The following is a 15,578-nucleotide window of genomic DNA, read 5'->3' as shown; positions in this document are numbered from 1 at the left end:
CATGGGAAAGACTACAGGGTTTTTAGAATACGAAAGAGCAGACGAAGGCTACGTTGCCGTTGAAGAACGCGTAAAAAATTATAAAGAATTCACAGTTCCATTAAAGGATAAAAAGTTAAAAGATCAAGGTGCACGCTGCATGGATTGCGGCATTCCGTTTTGTCATAGTGGTTGCCCACTTGGTAATTTAATTCCGGATTTTAATGATGCAGTATATCGCGGAAAATGGGAAAAGGCAGCTAGCATTTTACACAGTACGAACAACTTTCCTGAATTCACGGGGCGTTTATGTCCTGCGCCTTGCGAGGAAGCATGTGTTTTAGGAATTAATGAAGATCCTGTGTCCATTGAGAATATTGAAAAAAATATCGTCGAAAAGGCATTCAAAAAAGGATGGATCACTGCAAATCCACCGGAAAAGCGAACAGGAAAAACGGTAGCAGTTATTGGTTCGGGTCCAGCAGGATTGGCTACAGCACAACAATTAAATAGAGCGGGACATTTAGTGACTGTCTTCGAACGTGATGAAAAGATCGGTGGGTTGTTACGTTATGGTATTCCGGATTTTAAGATGGAAAAAAACGTGATCGATCGACGATTGGAAGTTCTAAAAGAAGAAGGGATCTCTTTTGAAACAAATGCCCATGTTGGAAAAAACGTTCCAGTAGAAAAATTGAAATTGGATTTTGATGCGATTGTACTTTGCGGCGGCGCAACAGTAAAAAGACAATTACCTATTAAAGGTTCGCATTTAAAAGGAGTAGTGCAGGCAATGGATTTTCTACCTCAAAATAATCGTCGTGTAGATGGTGTAAAATTCAAAGGAGAAGAGATTCTAGCTACAGATAAAAATGTAATCGTAATTGGAGGTGGAGATACAGGATCAGATTGTATCGGAACTTCAATTAGGCATGGCGCAAAATCGGTTAAGAATTTTGAAATCATGGGAAAAGCTTCTACAGACAGAACAGAAGATCAACCTTGGCCATTTTGGCCAATGCGTTTGCGAACCAGTAGTTCTCATAAAGAGGGAGCGGAACGCTTTTGGTCCGTTAGTACTAAGGAGTTTATCGGTGATGTCAATGGCAATTTAAAAGGATTGATTACATGTGAGGTTGAATGGATTAAAGAAGCTGGAAAGCGACCTGTTTTAAAAGAAGTGCCAAATACAGAAAAGCAGTGGGAATGCGATCTAGCATTACTCGCACTCGGTTTTACGGGAGCAGAATCAACACTATCCGACCAGCTAGGCTTGGAAATGGATCCACGGACCAACATAAAAGCAACCGCTAAAGATTATCAAACCAACGTTCCTGGAATTTTTGTCGCAGGTGATATGCGAAGAGGACAATCGTTAATCGTTTGGGCAATTTCTGAAGGACGACAAGCGGCACATCATGTAGATGCGTATTTAATGGGGAGTTCTGAGTTGCCTTTAAAGGGTGATGGGGATCTGCCGCGTATTTAGTTAGCAGTATTCAGTAGCAGTAAGCAGTACTTGGAAAACCCAATTTTGAATAGAAAGAATCTCGATACATTTTTTCTTTCGTATCTCAGAAAAAACACTCGATCCGACATTGTTCAAGCAAGATGTCAGATCGAGTGTTTTTAGATTGATCCCGAGAATTCGGGAGAAATCTAAAAATGTATCGAGATCCTATTCAAAAGATTAAAAACCTAAAAACTAAACTTTACCCCCAACTGCGCTTTCCATCTCGAGTTTTGAGCATCAGTTACCCAAGGTGTGATGCCTTCAGGAATATTAAAAGTATAGCGGGATGCACCATTTTGAATATCAACAAAACGTAACAAGCTAAAACTCGAATTCACCACATTTGGAACGAAAACTAATCGGCCCCAATCTCGGTTTACGAAGTTCAAAACATTCAACATGTCTAAAGAAACCGTAATTCCTTTTCCGTTTTTAAGTTTTCGGTTATAAGATAATTTCATGTCTAATTCATGATTCCAAGGTGTTCGAGCGCCATTACGCTCTGCAAATTGACCGCGGCGCTCTGACAAATAATCGTCATTTTCAATAAATGCGTTTAAGCTTTCCCATTGTTGTTGTGCTGAGGTAATTACAGCACCCGTATTATCTGTTATATCGACTAGATTAATCTCATTTTGATTGCTAGGCACAAATATTACATCATTTCGAGAAGAACCGTCTCTGTTTGGGTCTCCTTGATATACATATGAAAACGGACTACCAGAGCGGCCTCCGTATAAAAATGAGACTAACAAACTATTTACATCCTTAAAATCATAGTAAAATGAATGAGACGAGACGATCTTATGTCTTAAATCGAAATTAGAAAATGATAAGTCAGGATTGTTGCCAAAAACCGCTTGATTCCATTCAAAATTTGCTGCGGGACTACTTCTTACTGTACTTGAAATGTCTTTACTTTTTCCATAAGTATACCCCAAATAGCCATCATAGTTTTTCAGTTTTTTACTGATTGAGGCGGTAATGTTATACCGATATCCTTGATCGGTATTGGTTAGCAAAAAGACATTTGTAAAATTAGGATTGATCTTAATATCGCTTCCGGTTTGAAGAAAGTAAGGTCGATTATCCGCTCCAGTAAAATTACCAATCTCATTGCGACGGTTTATAGATTGAAAGAAAATGCCATTTACAACGTCGGTGTAGGTCGCTTCTAGGCTCAATTTCCAATCGTTTTTTAAAGAAAGATCTATTGCAATATTCGATTTCCATTCTCTAGGTAATTTAAAATCGGTATCTAATAAATTGATTTCCGTAAGTCCGGGCTGTTGTGATACAAGATCATCTAAATTTTGGGTAAGTGCTAGTCCATTTTCTGGTCGCAAGTCGATGTTAAAATAATTGGTTCCAGAAATATATTCAACATAGGCAAACCATAAATAGGGGAGTCTTCCGGAGAATAATCCTGTACCACCTCTCAATTTATACCTTCTATCATTATCCATGAAATAAGTGAAACCAAAACGTGGATTAATCTGTGGGGCTTTTGATAGTTTATTGTCAAAACGACTAAATTCTGGTGTGTTTAAGACCTCTTGGCTAATGGGTAAATCTTCGGGCAATAGTTGTGCATCTAATCGTAAACCAAACGATAGAGAGAGTCTATCTGAAGCACGATAATTATCTTGTGCGTACAAGGCGCCTTCAAATACTTTAAAAGATGCTGAGGGCGTATTACTTACAAAATCGAAGTCGTTATTATTTACATTGTAAACACCACGAACACGGCGGGGATTATCATTTAAAAAATCTTCCACCGACCGGTATTCCCATCGGCCGTTCCAAGCGGATAAAAACCCATAATCAACATCATTAAATTGCGCAAATCCGCCAAATTTAAAACTATGGTTGTTTTTTATATATGTGAATTTGTTTGTGAGCTGAACGGTTGAAAAATCAGTGCTATAAACGGATGCTTCACGATAGGTTCCTGCAAAAATGCGATCGGAAGCGTTGACGGCTATTTGAATATGAGGAAAAACACGACCATCGAAATCCCGATTTTCCTTTACGGTATTATATCCTATTGATAGTACATTGGAGGTGTTATCAGTAAGATTAGATTTTAACTCGACGGCGAGACTATTGGCTGTACTGCTGTGACGGTATCCTTGATTTCCGAAATTAAAAAAGGACGCATTCCATTCTAAATTATCGGTAAAACTCTTGACGTAGTTGTTACGCAGCGTTAGTTTATGTTTATCAGAAATATTATAGTCCAAACGAGCAAAAAGTTTGGTGCTAGCTGTTTCAATATCGGCATTGGTAAAGGTGCCAGGGTTGTAGTTGTAATTCTTTATAAGATGATCTGCAATCGATTCTACTACATCTAACGATATATTAGATGAATCGCTTCCTGGAGCATTCAGCACCGGGATTTTTGAAAGTGCTTGTTCAAAATTGATGAAATAGAAAAGCTTATCCTTCTTTAAAGCACCGCCAATCGATCCGCCAAATTGGGTGTCATAAAAGCTTCGCACTTCTTGCTCGATTCCATCAGAAAAACTTCCGATTAAATTCTGATTATTCCCAAAGGCATACACTTCTCCTTTAAAATTATTGGTGCCGTTTTTAGTAACAACATTGATGTTAGCACCGCTAAAATTTCCGATACTTACATCAAAAGGTGCAATTTTGACTGATAGTTCCTTAATCGCACCAAAACCTATTGGCTGTGATTTTGATAAGCTACCCGGAGTGCCGTTTGCCTGAGATCCAGAAGCACCACTGGCGGGTTCTTGAAATCCGATGATATCGTTGTTTGCTATACCATCAATGTTCAAATTATTGAAACGGTTACTGGCCCCGGCAAAGGAGTTTAGATTGGCTTCAGGTAAATTTTTCGTTAAATCTTGAATGCCACGTGAGATGGTCGGAGTCTCGGTTATTTTCTTATTGCTAAGCAATACTTCGTTTCCCTTTTTTAGAATGCTATTGGTATTATTGGCGTTCAGGACAACTTCATCTAAGGCAACATTTTCTTCAGTTAAAACAAAGTCTTTATAGGTGACGGTTCCTAAATTAATAACCACTGCGTCCAACTGTTTTGCGCTAAAACCAAGTGAGCTTACTTGTATTTGATAACTGTTGGATGGTGGTAGATTGTTTAAAATATAAAACCCGGTTTCTTGCGTTGTCGTGCCGTATTTAAAATTAGTTTCGACATCAATTACAACGATATTTACAAATGGGATCGGGTTATTGTTTGAATCTTTAACGGCCCCTTGCAGTGTTCCTGTGGTTTCTTGGGAGAAGGTAAGTGTAGGTAGTAAAATTATAATAAGGAAAATCCTTTTTAGGAAATTAATCATTAAATGCATTGGGTTTAAAGAAAAGAGTAATTAGGTCATGCAAAATAACTAAACCTTACAGTAGAATGGATAATTTAACAACTTTAGTTTTTAAATGACGTGCTTCCAAATAAACCAAAAATGACTTATCGCTCCGCCAAGGACGAAAAAATGCCAGATAATATGATTGTAGGGTATTTTTTTAACAGCATAAAAGATGATTCCGATAGTGTAGAACGCACCTCCGAGCATTAAAAGACCATTTCCAGTATTCGAATGAATTGTGCTCATGGCATCCCAATCTAAAACGATGAGCCATCCCATTACTGCATATAAGACTAAAGAGATTGCTTCAAATTTCCCTGTAAAAAAGATTTTTAGAACAGTGCCAAATGCCGTTATTCCCCAAACAATATAAAATAGTAGCCAGCCTTTGTTATCGATTAAACTTATAAGACAAACAGGCGTATAGGTACCAGCAATAAGAAAATAAATACTGATATGATCGAGCTTTCTTAAGTTCGATTTTCTTTTAATGCCCTGTATGCTGTGATACATGGTGGACGCCGTAAACAAAAGTATAAGCGAAAATGAATACGCTAGAATGCTAAGTGTGCTATAAGTAGTTTTATGAGTATCGTCGATAAGTAAGAGAAATAGACCAATTACACCTAAAACTGCGCCTAGGGCATGCGATCCTGCATTCCAACGTTCCTCTGTTTTGCTATACATGAAGGCAAAGATACATCAATGGTTGATGATATGTAACTTATACGGATTGCTCGTAAGCTTCTTTTAGCCAGCTAGTTAATTCTTGATCAATCTCATTTTTCGAAGTTAGTTGAACCCGATGCGTGCACATGGTTCCGAAAGGTCCAGAATTTCCTAAACGATCTGTAATCGGCTTGTCTTTTAATTTAAGTCCCAGATCGATTCTGGTTTTAGTAGCGGGTTTTATAAGCGCGAATTGGCGTTTTCTAATGATGCTTACACTTGTCTTTTTGGGAGTTATGGTTACATCATTTCCGAATGAGCGAACTACAGAAAGAAGTTGGTCATAGATTGATTTTAATGATTCTTTTCCCTGATATTGGTTAGCAACAAGATCATCGGATGAATCGTTATTCTCCTTTGATAGGCTTACAATTGTGTTAGCAAAGCCATGAGTCACTCCGTGTTCTTCTTTTAAAAACTTTACAGCCTGACCATGTTTTTCGAATGCTTTGGTCTTAAGTAGTTTTTTCCATTCTTCTAATGACTTACCAGTTTTTTCCAGCATATTATTAATCATGGTTTGTAGTGCCTTGTCCATATTTTAAAACTTTACTTTTTTTCCGGTTTCTAAATAGTTAATTAAGTTAAGATAACTAGACTCGTTGCCTTTGATGAAAAAGTCAAGTAACGCCTTGTATTTGGCTGTGTTTTTATACCCAATTCCGTACGAGGTAACCTCAATTGTTGCATTATCTATTGAACTAAAGTAAATGATATTGTAAAAATCCTTAGCATCTTGTTTCATAAACTCAGGGAAATGAGGAGACAGTTCCGCCTGAAGCGTGATCACTTTTTTCGGCACAAAATTGATAATGTTATTAACTATGGTAGTACTATCGCCTATTCGTGCATTTTTATTATAACTTGATTTGATAGTTCCACCTATTTTGAAATCAACTTCGGCTAGTGGGACGAAAACAGACTCCCAACCATTTTTAGTAGTGAATACTTTCCATATCTCGTCTATTGATGCTCCTACCTTGAATTTTTGAATTAAAACTACATTGTTTGTATTCGTCGAATCTATTATTGATTCTACGCGTTTCTTATCTGATAAATTACTTTGAGAAATTGTTAGGCCGGAACAGAAAATCGCAATAATTAAGAGAATTTTGTACTTCATTACTTTTTATTTGAAGTAAAAGTACAATATCGAACATCTTGAGTATTGTAAAAAATTAACCTTTCTGGTCGATAGGGAAAAAGTTTGGTTCTCTTTGATTGTGGTCAAATGAAATGAATTCTTTTGGATTGAAGCCTGAGAATTCTTTAAACTCTTTTATAAAATGTGCTTGATCTGCATAACCAGTGTCGTAAGCCACTTTAGCCCAATCTAATTTTTCTTTATTTCGGATTTGATTTAAAATGTTATTGAATCTTACTATTCTGTGATAAACCTTAGGGGTTAGACCGACATACTTTTTAAACTGCTGAATTAAATGTTTTTGAGTTCTTGAGTAGTTCTTTATTACATCTTTGTGGTTAGTAACTGGGTGTCCATTTAGATCATTTATAATTTTAACAAGCTCTTGTTGAGGTGTTTTGCTTTGGTCGTATTTAGATAATAACCAGTTTTGTATACTTGAAAACTTTAGGTTGACATCGTCAATGCTCATTATATCATTTCTTAAATCCACTATTTCCATACCTAAAAGTGTATCTGCATCTACAACTTTATTATTTAGTTGATCAACCGATATATTTATGAAAGGATGGGCTCCGTAGGGTTTAAATTGAACTACTAGCATTTCCGAATTTTCATGTGCCGATATAGAGATAAAGTTTTTGTGCATCCCAGATATCCACGCATTACTGAATTTTCCGTTGGGAGATAAGGTTTTATTGTCAAAGGTATTTCGTTCTATTCCATCTAATTCGAAAATGATAAAAAGATGGCCAGTTGGAACAACGCGCTCAATAGAATGATCGGGCATAAAACCCTTGAAATAAAACACCGATTCTATATATGAACTTAAAGGAGTAGATAACGGATAAGTTTCGAATTGCATGGTATTAAAAAAGGGTTGAGCTTTCAATGTACTAAGAAAGACTCAACCCAGAAAATTATTTATAAAACCAGCTTATCCCAAGAATGGATAGCGATAGTCTGTAGGAGTTACAAATGTTTCCTTAATTAATCTTGGCGAAACCCAACGGAGTAGGTTTTGAGCAGATCCGGCTTTATCATTAGTTCCCGATGCACGTGCACCGCCAAATGGCTGTTGACCTACAACTGCACCTGTTGGCTTATCATTGATATAGAAGTTACCTGCAGCATTTTGTAAAGCTGTTGTCGCTTCTTCAATCGCATAACGGTCGGCTGCTAAAACAGCACCTGTTAAAGCGTATTCTGATGTTTCATCAACTAACTTCAATGTTGCGCTCCAATCTTTATCATCATAAACATATACTGTCACTACAGGTCCGAATAGTTCAGTTTCCATGGTAGTGTATTTTGGTGTTTTTGCAACAATTACTGTAGGCTCGATAAAGTAGCCTTTGCTCTTGTCATATCCACCTCCTGCAAAAACTTCAGCATCGCTGTCGTTCTTAGCAGCATCGATATATTTTGCAAGTTTATCAAATGAGCCTTCGTGAATTACTGCAGTCATGAAATTACTCATATCTTCAGGGCTTCCCATTTTGATACTTTCAATATCCGCTTTTACGAAATTTAAAATCTCATTAGCTGTTGACTTTGGCAAGTACACACGAGAGGCAGCACTACATTTTTGTCCTTGAAATTCGAATGCTCCTCTAGTGATTGCTGTTGCAACTTGTTTTGTATTTGCTGTTGGATGTGCAAGGATAAAATCTTTACCACCAGTTTCACCAACAATCTTAGGATATGTCTTGTAATTATGAATATTCTGACCGATTTGTTTCCAAAGCTCTTTAAAAACAAAAGTCGATCCTGTAAAGTGTAATCCAGCAAAATCTGGGCTATCAAGTACCGTATTCGTAATCATAACAGGATCACCATAGACAACATTAATTACCCCGTCAGGAACTCCAGCTTCTTTAAATATATCAACAATTACTTGCGCTGAGAATACTTGACTATCACTTGGTTTCCAAACAACAACATTACCCATCATTGCCATGCAGCTTGTTAAGTTTCCTGCAATCGCTGTAAAATTAAATGGGGTAACGGCATAGGTAAATCCTTCAAGAGGGCGATATTCCACTCGATTCCATAAACCTTCATTGCTATCTGGCTGCTCCGCATATATTTGTGACATATACTCCACATTAAATCGAAGGAAGTCAATTAACTCACATGCTGCATCAATTTCAGCTTGGTGAACTGTTTTTGATTGAGCAATCATTGTCGAAGCATTGATTTTTGCTCGATAAGGTCCGGCAATAAGGTCGGCTGCTTTCAAGAAAATAGCGGCACGTTGCTCCCATTTCATTTGTGACCATTTTTTTCTGGCTTCTAAGGCTGTACTTATTGCCTTTTCGACATGACTTTTATCAGCTAAATGATACGTGCCTACTACATGTTGGTGATCATGTGGCGGAGTCATGTTACGTGTATTATTACTACGAACTTCTTCACCATTAATGTACATGGGTACATCAACATTGCCATTAAAATATTCTTTGTATTGAGCTGCTACTGCTTCGCGTTCGGGCGTGCCGGGAGCATATGATTTTACGGGCTCGTTAATTGCTGTCGGTACTTGAAAAAAGCCTTTTGACATGGATTTTTTTGTTTTTGTGTTTAAGAGCTTCAAAAGTACCAAAAAAGGCACATTAAAATCCATTGTGTGAAAGGGTTTCTTATATTTTTTGTAAGTTGCCAACAGATTTCTGACCAAACCTACATGTGTACAGTTACATTTTTATATAAGGGTGATAATCAATTCGCGCTTACTTCCAATAGAGACGAGGCTCCGGCTAGAAAAACCATCTCACCTAAAATTTATAATGACTTAGGAATTAAGATGGTCTACCCGAAAGATGAACTTGCAGGTGGTACTTGGATTGGTGCAAGCGAGCAGCAGCGCGTTGTGTGTTTGTTAAATGGTGCCTTTGAACTTCATCAGCGCAAATTACCGTATCGTAAGAGTAGAGGATTAGTTGTTAAAGAATTTCTTGCAGCTTCCGACATCAGATTATTTTGTGATAGCTACGATTTCGATAATATTGAGCCTTTTACCATGATTTTAGTCGATTGGAATGAGTCCTTAAAACTTATTGAAATTATTTGGGATGGAAAGGAAAAGCATCAGCGCGATTTACCTCTAACTGCTCATATTTGGTCATCATCTACTTTGTATACTGATGAAATGAAAGCGCTGCGCAAAGATTGGTTTGAGGATTTTAAAATGAAAGGAGATTTTAGCGACGATACAATTTTCAATTTTCATCAAACTGCTGGAACAGGAGATCCAACTACTGATGTGTTGATGAATCGTGTTTTTGTTCGCACAGTTAGCATTACGCAAATCAGAAAAAATAATAATGATATCGCCATTCAATATAAAAATGTATTGACTGACGAAATTTCAAATACAAATCTGCAATTAAAAACTTCGTGGAGTATAACGGAAAGATAATATCGATAGCATATCCCGATACTTTTGTAAATATGTCGACTGAATTTATGTGCAAAGTTTTGCCCATGGTCGGTTTAGGAACAAAGGACTATATTAAAGCAGGTCATGCAGCTTTGATATTGGTTTCTAACGATACCGAAATGGCGTATTACTACGATTTTGGACGCTATATAACCCCAAATGGAAAAGGTCGCGTTCGTGGAGCGTTAACCGATAGTGAACTTGAAATCCCATTTAGAGCAAGTTTTGATAAGGATGGAACTTTGACCAATCTCGATGATTTTTTAATGTGGTTAAATGACAATCCTCATAAAACACATGGTGAAGGTCGATTGGTTGCTTCGGTTTGCGAGGATATTAATTTTGAAGCCGCTCAGCACTATATATTAAACTTACAGCGCAAAGGAAGCATTCCTTACGGCGCATTTGATAAACGAGGTAGTAATTGTTCTCGTTTTGTTACCGATACCATTTTATTTGCCACTAAAAACAGACGTATTAAGCTTGGTCTAGGTTTTAATAAGTTGTTTACACCAAGTCCACTTGGTAATGTTCAAAAAGCTGCGACAATTGGGAAAATGTTTTCCGTAGAAAAAGGGCATATCTCGGTTTATAGTCGGTCGGTTGTTGTTGAGAATTTGACCAACTATTTTCATAAAAAGTCAGATGATATTGAGTTGGGTCAGGTTGAAAAACACCCACTTCCTGCCAATGCGCAGTATCTGCCAGGAATAGGCTGCGGCGCATACTTTACTTTGGCAAGAACGCGAAAAAAGTATGAATACCGTATTCAGAAATTTGATGATTATGGACATTTAGATCACGACGGCGTTTTTGAAGTAAATGATGCCGATTTCAATGAAAATCATTTTTATCAGTTTATGTACGATAGCAACTGTCAATACTGCCACGTAAAACAAGATGGGTACATTTTTCAATTCAATTTTTTAAGAAAGACAGCGGTTAAGAAGGAAAAAGTCGTTGCTAGTTTACAGCAAAAGGAGCGCTTAGCTTAAAATTAGGAATAGTTGCCTTTATATGATTATTAGTTCCTAAATTAATCAAGTTGTAATAGCCTTGCATAGCGCCTAAAGGTGAAGAAAGCAAGCAGCCAGAGCTATATGTATGTGACTTTCCGGGTTTGATTATTGGTTTTTTTCCAACAACACCTTCACCATCCACGATTTCAGTTGAATTTAGCGCGTCCATAACCTCCCAATGTCTTGAAAGTAATTGAACGGTATCATTACTGAGGTTTTCAATGGTTATTTTATATCCAAAGGCGAAGTGCATTTTATAGTCCTTATAAAATGTACCCTCAAAATTAGTCGTAACCGAAATTTTAATACCGCTGGTAATTTGCGTAACCATAATCTCACTTCAGGTGATTAAAGATATTAATTTATGTGAGTGGATCGAAAATTTTAACAGTGATGATTTTTTGAAGAAAAACTAGGCTATGTCTTAGGATACTTTTGCGGTTATTTTTAATTCGTAATTATCGAAGAATCTCCAACACCCACGCCAATAAGACTGTCATACATAGCGCCGAATTTTCTGAAATAAACAAGAACGGTATAATTGTTTTCCGTCTGTGATAAAGAGCCGCTTATGCTAACGTCGTTAATGATGCCATTTTCTACCGTTACATATTTATAGTTATAAAAACCTTGCTTGAAAAGTGCACTACCTTTAAACATACCGGCTTTATCATCAAACAGTAACTCGTACTCATCTGTTACCTGGTAATTATTGAACTTACCAACTACATATACCTTATTTAGGCCTAGATCTGTGGTGTAGGGTAGACTAAAGTGCATGCGAGCATAATCTGCTTCTATATCAGGATCGCCGTTGTCAACTGTGACCAAAAAATCGCCATTTATATCAGGATTGAAGGTATAAGGAAGCCCATTTCTTATTTGGTCTGTAAATAGATGTTGATTATAAATATCGGTTAATTCAACACGGGCAACATTAATGTTGGAGGTGCGTATACTCTTGCTATCAAAATTTAAAAACTCATTTCCAGCATCAAATCTAGCTTCTTCGTCATAGCGGTATTGTAATTGATTTCCCAAAATGTATTGCGGCTTGAGGTCGGTGATGGCAGTATCCCACAAATAATTCTGTAAAATAGCTACTTTAATTTCCTTTTCCGGATTTCGATATCGAAGGCTGTTTGTGTTTATATTTAGCTGCACGACCTGTTTTTGATCAATAACGGAAACATCGCGCGCCCTTTTTATAGTTACACCAACGGTGGCGATATTTTCATATACCACAAAACGTCTTGAGAACATCAGCTCATCATTCTTATCAAAAATTTCAAGAATGTAATTGCCGCCAATCTTAAATCGTGTTTTGTTATTTGGTATAGTTAATTCGTAATGCGAATAAAGGACTAATGCGTTTAAAGAGTTTTGGTAATTAATAATGCGTTCGTTATCAAAACCATCTAGAAAACGGTTTTTCGGAATACTCGATGGAGTCCAGTCAAAATTGCAGTGGGTTAATTTGTAGTAATAGTTTGCTTCGTCTGCATTAAGATCATCGAACTTTAAAAGTACTTGTTCGCCAAGTTTAATAATGGGAAATTGATCGTCATCATCACTACCCTTAAAAACGATGGTTTTGATATTTTCTGGCGGATTCTCTTCATATTTAACCTGAGCATGAGAAAAGCTGCAACAGACAAGTAAAATGAATAAATGTTTAAGGTTCATGTGAATATTCGCAATTTCTTTTGGCTAAAGATAAACAAAATGCGTGCCTAAGATTATTTTATTATTTAGAATAATTATAAATAAAAATTACAGTTATTTCCAACCTTTTAGATTGCTGTTTTAATTAGTAAATTTGCACGAAATTTTAGAACGGAATTTTCTAAATAATATTCTGGAAATATGTCTAAAGACATTCGAATTAAAAGGGGTTTAAATATTAAACTCAAAGGGCAAGCAGAGAAGGTATTATCCGATGCACCCAAATCACAAATTTTTGCAATCAAACCCACAGACTTTCACACTGTAATGCCTAAAATGGTAGTTAAGGAAGGTCAAAGCGTAAAGCAAGGTGAGGTTCTCTTCTATTCAAAATACAGCGACAAAATTAAATTTACGGCACCAGTTAGTGGTGTGGTAAAAGAAATTGTTCGTGGAGCAAAACGTCGAATTCTTGAAGTTCGTGTAGAGGCTGATGGTAAAAATATCAATCTAGAACACGGATCTAAAAACCCGGAAGAAATGTCGGGTGAAGAAGTAAAGGATTTTATCTTGGAAAGTGGATGTTGGCCATTTATTAAGCAACGTCCTTACGATGTTATTGCAAATCCTGATGATAAGCCAAAAGCAATTTTTATTTCAGCTTATTCGACCGCTCCATTAGCTGCCGATGTAGAGTTTGTTCTAAATAACGAGGAGGAAGCTTTTCAAGCTGGTATCAATGCAATTGCAAAACTAACGGAAGGTAAAACACATTTATCAGTTGATAAAACAGGGACTTCCTTCCTTAATAATGTACAGAATGTTGAAGTACATCGTGTTTCGGGACCACATCCTGCTGGTAACGTAGGTGTGCAGATTCATCATATCGATCCGATAAATGCTGGCGAACGTGTTTGGGTAATTAATCCAGCCGATGTTATCATTATCGGACGCCTGTTTCTAAATGGTGCTTACGATCCTTCAAGAGTAATTGCAGTAGCTGGTTCTTCTGTTAAGAATCCTAAGTACTATAAAACAAAAATAGGGGCTCAAATTTCAACCTTCATTTACGATGCGGGTGTTGAAAATCCTGAAAGTATAAGAATGATTAATGGCGATGTACTTACTGGTGAAGAAGTGCAGCCTGATAATTTCTTAGGTTTCTATAATTCCACCTTTACCGTCATACCTGAAGGTAATAAGTACCGTATGTTCGGTTGGTTGCCTTTTGTAGGAAACAGTATTCCAAGTATGTCTCGAACTTCATTTGCTTTCTTGTTTAAAAACAAAGAGTTTGAGGTTGACACCAATTTGAATGGTGAAGAGCGAGCTCTGGTTGTAACAGGAGAAATGGAAAAAGTAATGCCAATGGATATTTATCCAATGCAACTAATTAAAGAATGTATGGCGGGTAATATCGAAAAAATGGAAAATCTTGGTATCTACGAAGTTGCGCCAGAAGATTTTGCATTGGTTGATTACGCAAGTACTTCCAAAATAGAAGCGCAGGCAATTATTCGCCAAGGATTAGATATAATGATTGAAGAAGTTGGATAAAAAATATACCTATGAACTTTTTACGTAAACAACTTGATAAAGCTGGAGAAAATTTCAAACCTGGAAGCAAGTTTGAGAAATTCGCTCCTGCATTAAATGCATTCGATACATTTTTATTTGTGCCGAATCATACCACAAAAAAAGGCGCACATATTCGTGATGCAATCGACTTAAAACGTACGATGATTACTGTTGTAATCGCATTGTTACCAGCTTTGATATATGGTATTTACAATGCTGGGGCACAACATTTCGGTCAAACGGGAGAGGCATTTACATTTATGGATGCTTTTATTCATGGTTCATGGAAAATAGTACCAATGATCGCGGTATCTTATATCGTTGGTCTTAGTATTGAATTTGCATTTGCTGTATATCGTGGTCACGAAGTAAATGAAGGTTATCTAGTAACGGGATTGTTAATTCCAATGATTATGCCAGTTGATATTCCTCTATGGATGGTAGCTGTCTCTACAGCTTTTGCTGTTGTAATTGGTAAAGAAGCCTTTGGCGGTACTGGAATGAATATTTTGAATCCTGCTTTAACAGCCCGTGCATTCGCATTCTTTGCATACCCAACATATATGTCAGGTAACGAGGTATGGGTTTCTGAAGCGTCAGCTTCTAAAGTAGATGCGATTACAGGTGAAACTATCCTAGGATCGCTTGCTTCTGGTAATGAGGTGAGTTACTCATTTATGGATATGTTTAATGGGGCCATTCCAGGGTCAATTGCAGAAACATCGACACTATGGATTTTGGTCGGTGCTGCCATATTAATTTTTACTGGTATTGGCAGCTGGCGTATTATCGTTAGCGGATTTGTCGGTGCTGCTGTAATGGGGCTAATCTTCAATGCATTTTCAGTGAACGCTTTAATGGCTTTTGATTGGTCAAATCACTTAGTAGTTGGAGGACTTGCATTTGGTGTTGTCTTTATGGCAACGGATCCAGTATCAGCTGCACAAACCACCAAAGGAAAATGGATTTACGGTTTCCTTATCGGATTCTTTGGCATAATGATACGCGTATTTAATCCGGCATATCCCGAAGGTATTATGTTAGCGATTTTATTATTTAATGTATTTGCGCCAACAATAGACCACTACGTAATTCAAGCAAACATTAAAAGAAGAAAGAAACGTTTGGCAGCAGTCCAAGCTTAAATATAACA

At 37.0% G+C, this 15,578-nt stretch carries 13 protein-coding genes; 5 read left to right on the top strand and 8 right to left on the bottom strand.

The window, feature by feature from the left end:
• Position 1 precedes the first annotated feature (1 nt).
• Complete coding sequence (locus GWK10_RS15595) at positions 2-1,468, top strand: glutamate synthase subunit beta (RefSeq protein ID WP_164033322.1); 1,467 nt, start codon at positions 2-4, stop codon at positions 1,466-1,468.
• A gap of 209 nt (positions 1,469-1,677) precedes the next feature.
• On the opposite strand, the gene GWK10_RS15590 is transcribed toward GWK10_RS15595, so the two are convergent.
• The 6 genes from GWK10_RS15590 to pruA form a co-directional block, all read right to left on the bottom strand.
• Complete coding sequence (locus GWK10_RS15590; protein WP_164033321.1) at positions 1,678-4,824, bottom strand: TonB-dependent receptor; 3,147 nt, start codon at positions 4,822-4,824, stop codon at positions 1,678-1,680.
• 90 nt (positions 4,825-4,914) lie between these two features.
• The gene (trhA, locus tag GWK10_RS15585) at positions 4,915-5,535 is read right to left on the bottom strand and encodes a PAQR family membrane homeostasis protein TrhA (RefSeq protein WP_164033320.1); all 621 of its coding nucleotides are present in this window, start codon (positions 5,533-5,535) and stop codon (positions 4,915-4,917) included.
• Positions 5,536-5,572: 37 nt separating this feature from the next.
• Positions 5,573-6,115 (bottom strand): DUF4287 domain-containing protein, encoded by a 543-nt coding sequence (locus GWK10_RS15580; protein ID WP_164033319.1) that lies wholly within the window; start codon positions 6,113-6,115, stop codon positions 5,573-5,575.
• A gap of 3 nt (positions 6,116-6,118) precedes the next feature.
• Positions 6,119-6,700: a hypothetical protein gene (locus GWK10_RS15575; protein WP_164033318.1), complete on the bottom strand. Its 582-nt coding sequence runs from the start codon at positions 6,698-6,700 to the stop codon at positions 6,119-6,121.
• 55 nt (positions 6,701-6,755) lie between these two features.
• On the bottom strand, positions 6,756-7,586 hold the full coding sequence (locus GWK10_RS15570; protein WP_164033317.1) for a helix-turn-helix domain-containing protein: 831 nt from the start codon (positions 7,584-7,586) through the stop codon (positions 6,756-6,758).
• Between the two features lie 72 nt (positions 7,587-7,658).
• On the bottom strand, positions 7,659-9,284 hold the full coding sequence (gene pruA, locus GWK10_RS15565) for an L-glutamate gamma-semialdehyde dehydrogenase (RefSeq protein ID WP_164033316.1): 1,626 nt from the start codon (positions 9,282-9,284) through the stop codon (positions 7,659-7,661).
• 123 nt (positions 9,285-9,407) lie between these two features.
• On the opposite strand from pruA, the gene GWK10_RS15560 reads away from it, so the two are divergent.
• Both GWK10_RS15560 and GWK10_RS15555 read left to right on the top strand, forming a co-directional pair.
• Positions 9,408-10,142 carry an NRDE family protein gene (locus GWK10_RS15560; RefSeq protein ID WP_164033315.1) on the top strand — a complete coding sequence of 245 codons (735 nt, stop codon included), beginning with the start codon at positions 9,408-9,410 and terminating at the stop codon, positions 10,140-10,142.
• Positions 10,121-11,158, top strand: coding sequence for a DUF6695 family protein (locus tag GWK10_RS15555; RefSeq protein WP_164033314.1), 1,038 nt, complete (start codon positions 10,121-10,123; stop codon positions 11,156-11,158). The genes GWK10_RS15560 and GWK10_RS15555 overlap by 22 nt, the downstream gene beginning before the upstream one ends.
• Here the strand turns inward: GWK10_RS15555 and apaG are convergent.
• Positions 11,127-11,513, bottom strand: coding sequence for a Co2+/Mg2+ efflux protein ApaG (gene apaG / locus GWK10_RS15550; protein WP_164033313.1), 387 nt, complete (start codon positions 11,511-11,513; stop codon positions 11,127-11,129). The genes GWK10_RS15555 and apaG overlap by 32 nt on opposite strands.
• Before the next feature lie 116 nt (positions 11,514-11,629).
• The gene (locus tag GWK10_RS15545; RefSeq protein ID WP_164033312.1) at positions 11,630-12,868 is read right to left on the bottom strand and encodes a type IX secretion system plug protein; all 1,239 of its coding nucleotides are present in this window, start codon (positions 12,866-12,868) and stop codon (positions 11,630-11,632) included.
• A gap of 180 nt (positions 12,869-13,048) precedes the next feature.
• On the opposite strand from GWK10_RS15545, the gene GWK10_RS15540 reads away from it, so the two are divergent.
• Complete coding sequence (locus tag GWK10_RS15540; RefSeq protein WP_164033311.1) at positions 13,049-14,404, top strand: Na(+)-translocating NADH-quinone reductase subunit A; 1,356 nt, start codon at positions 13,049-13,051, stop codon at positions 14,402-14,404.
• An 11-nt stretch (positions 14,405-14,415) separates the two neighbouring features.
• Positions 14,416-15,570, top strand: a complete 1,155-nt coding sequence (locus GWK10_RS15535; protein ID WP_164033310.1) for an NADH:ubiquinone reductase (Na(+)-transporting) subunit B — start codon at positions 14,416-14,418, stop codon at positions 15,568-15,570.
• The last annotated feature ends 8 nt before the right edge of the window (positions 15,571-15,578 follow it).

It is taken from the genome of Spongiivirga citrea, assembly GCF_010671565.1.
Classification (GTDB): domain Bacteria; phylum Bacteroidota; class Bacteroidia; order Flavobacteriales; family Flavobacteriaceae; genus Spongiivirga; species Spongiivirga citrea.
Note: the sequence above shows the minus strand (reverse complement) of the source record. Positions and strands in the feature narration are given on the sequence as shown.

What these genes read in the sequence shown, in the direction of transcription:
- GWK10_RS15595 (WP_164033322.1), top strand. Translation starts at nt 2, where the DNA reads ATGGGAAAGACTACAGGGTTTTTAGAATACGAAAGAGCAGACGAAGGC.
- GWK10_RS15590 (WP_164033321.1), bottom strand. Translation starts at nt 4,824, where the DNA reads ATGATTAATTTCCTAAAAAGGATTTTCCTTATTATAATTTTACTACCT.
- trhA (WP_164033320.1), bottom strand. Translation starts at nt 5,535, where the DNA reads ATGTATAGCAAAACAGAGGAACGTTGGAATGCAGGATCGCATGCCCTA.
- GWK10_RS15580 (WP_164033319.1), bottom strand. Translation starts at nt 6,115, where the DNA reads ATGGACAAGGCACTACAAACCATGATTAATAATATGCTGGAAAAAACT.
- GWK10_RS15575 (WP_164033318.1), bottom strand. Translation starts at nt 6,700, where the DNA reads ATGAAGTACAAAATTCTCTTAATTATTGCGATTTTCTGTTCCGGCCTA.
- GWK10_RS15570 (WP_164033317.1), bottom strand. Translation starts at nt 7,586, where the DNA reads ATGCAATTCGAAACTTATCCGTTATCTACTCCTTTAAGTTCATATATA.
- pruA (WP_164033316.1), bottom strand. Translation starts at nt 9,284, where the DNA reads ATGTCAAAAGGCTTTTTTCAAGTACCGACAGCAATTAACGAGCCCGTA.
- GWK10_RS15560 (WP_164033315.1), top strand. Translation starts at nt 9,408, where the DNA reads ATGTGTACAGTTACATTTTTATATAAGGGTGATAATCAATTCGCGCTT.
- apaG (WP_164033313.1), bottom strand. Translation starts at nt 11,513, where the DNA reads ATGGTTACGCAAATTACCAGCGGTATTAAAATTTCGGTTACGACTAAT.
- GWK10_RS15545 (WP_164033312.1), bottom strand. Translation starts at nt 12,868, where the DNA reads ATGAACCTTAAACATTTATTCATTTTACTTGTCTGTTGCAGCTTTTCT.
- GWK10_RS15540 (WP_164033311.1), top strand. Translation starts at nt 13,049, where the DNA reads ATGTCTAAAGACATTCGAATTAAAAGGGGTTTAAATATTAAACTCAAA.
- GWK10_RS15535 (WP_164033310.1), top strand. Translation starts at nt 14,416, where the DNA reads ATGAACTTTTTACGTAAACAACTTGATAAAGCTGGAGAAAATTTCAAA.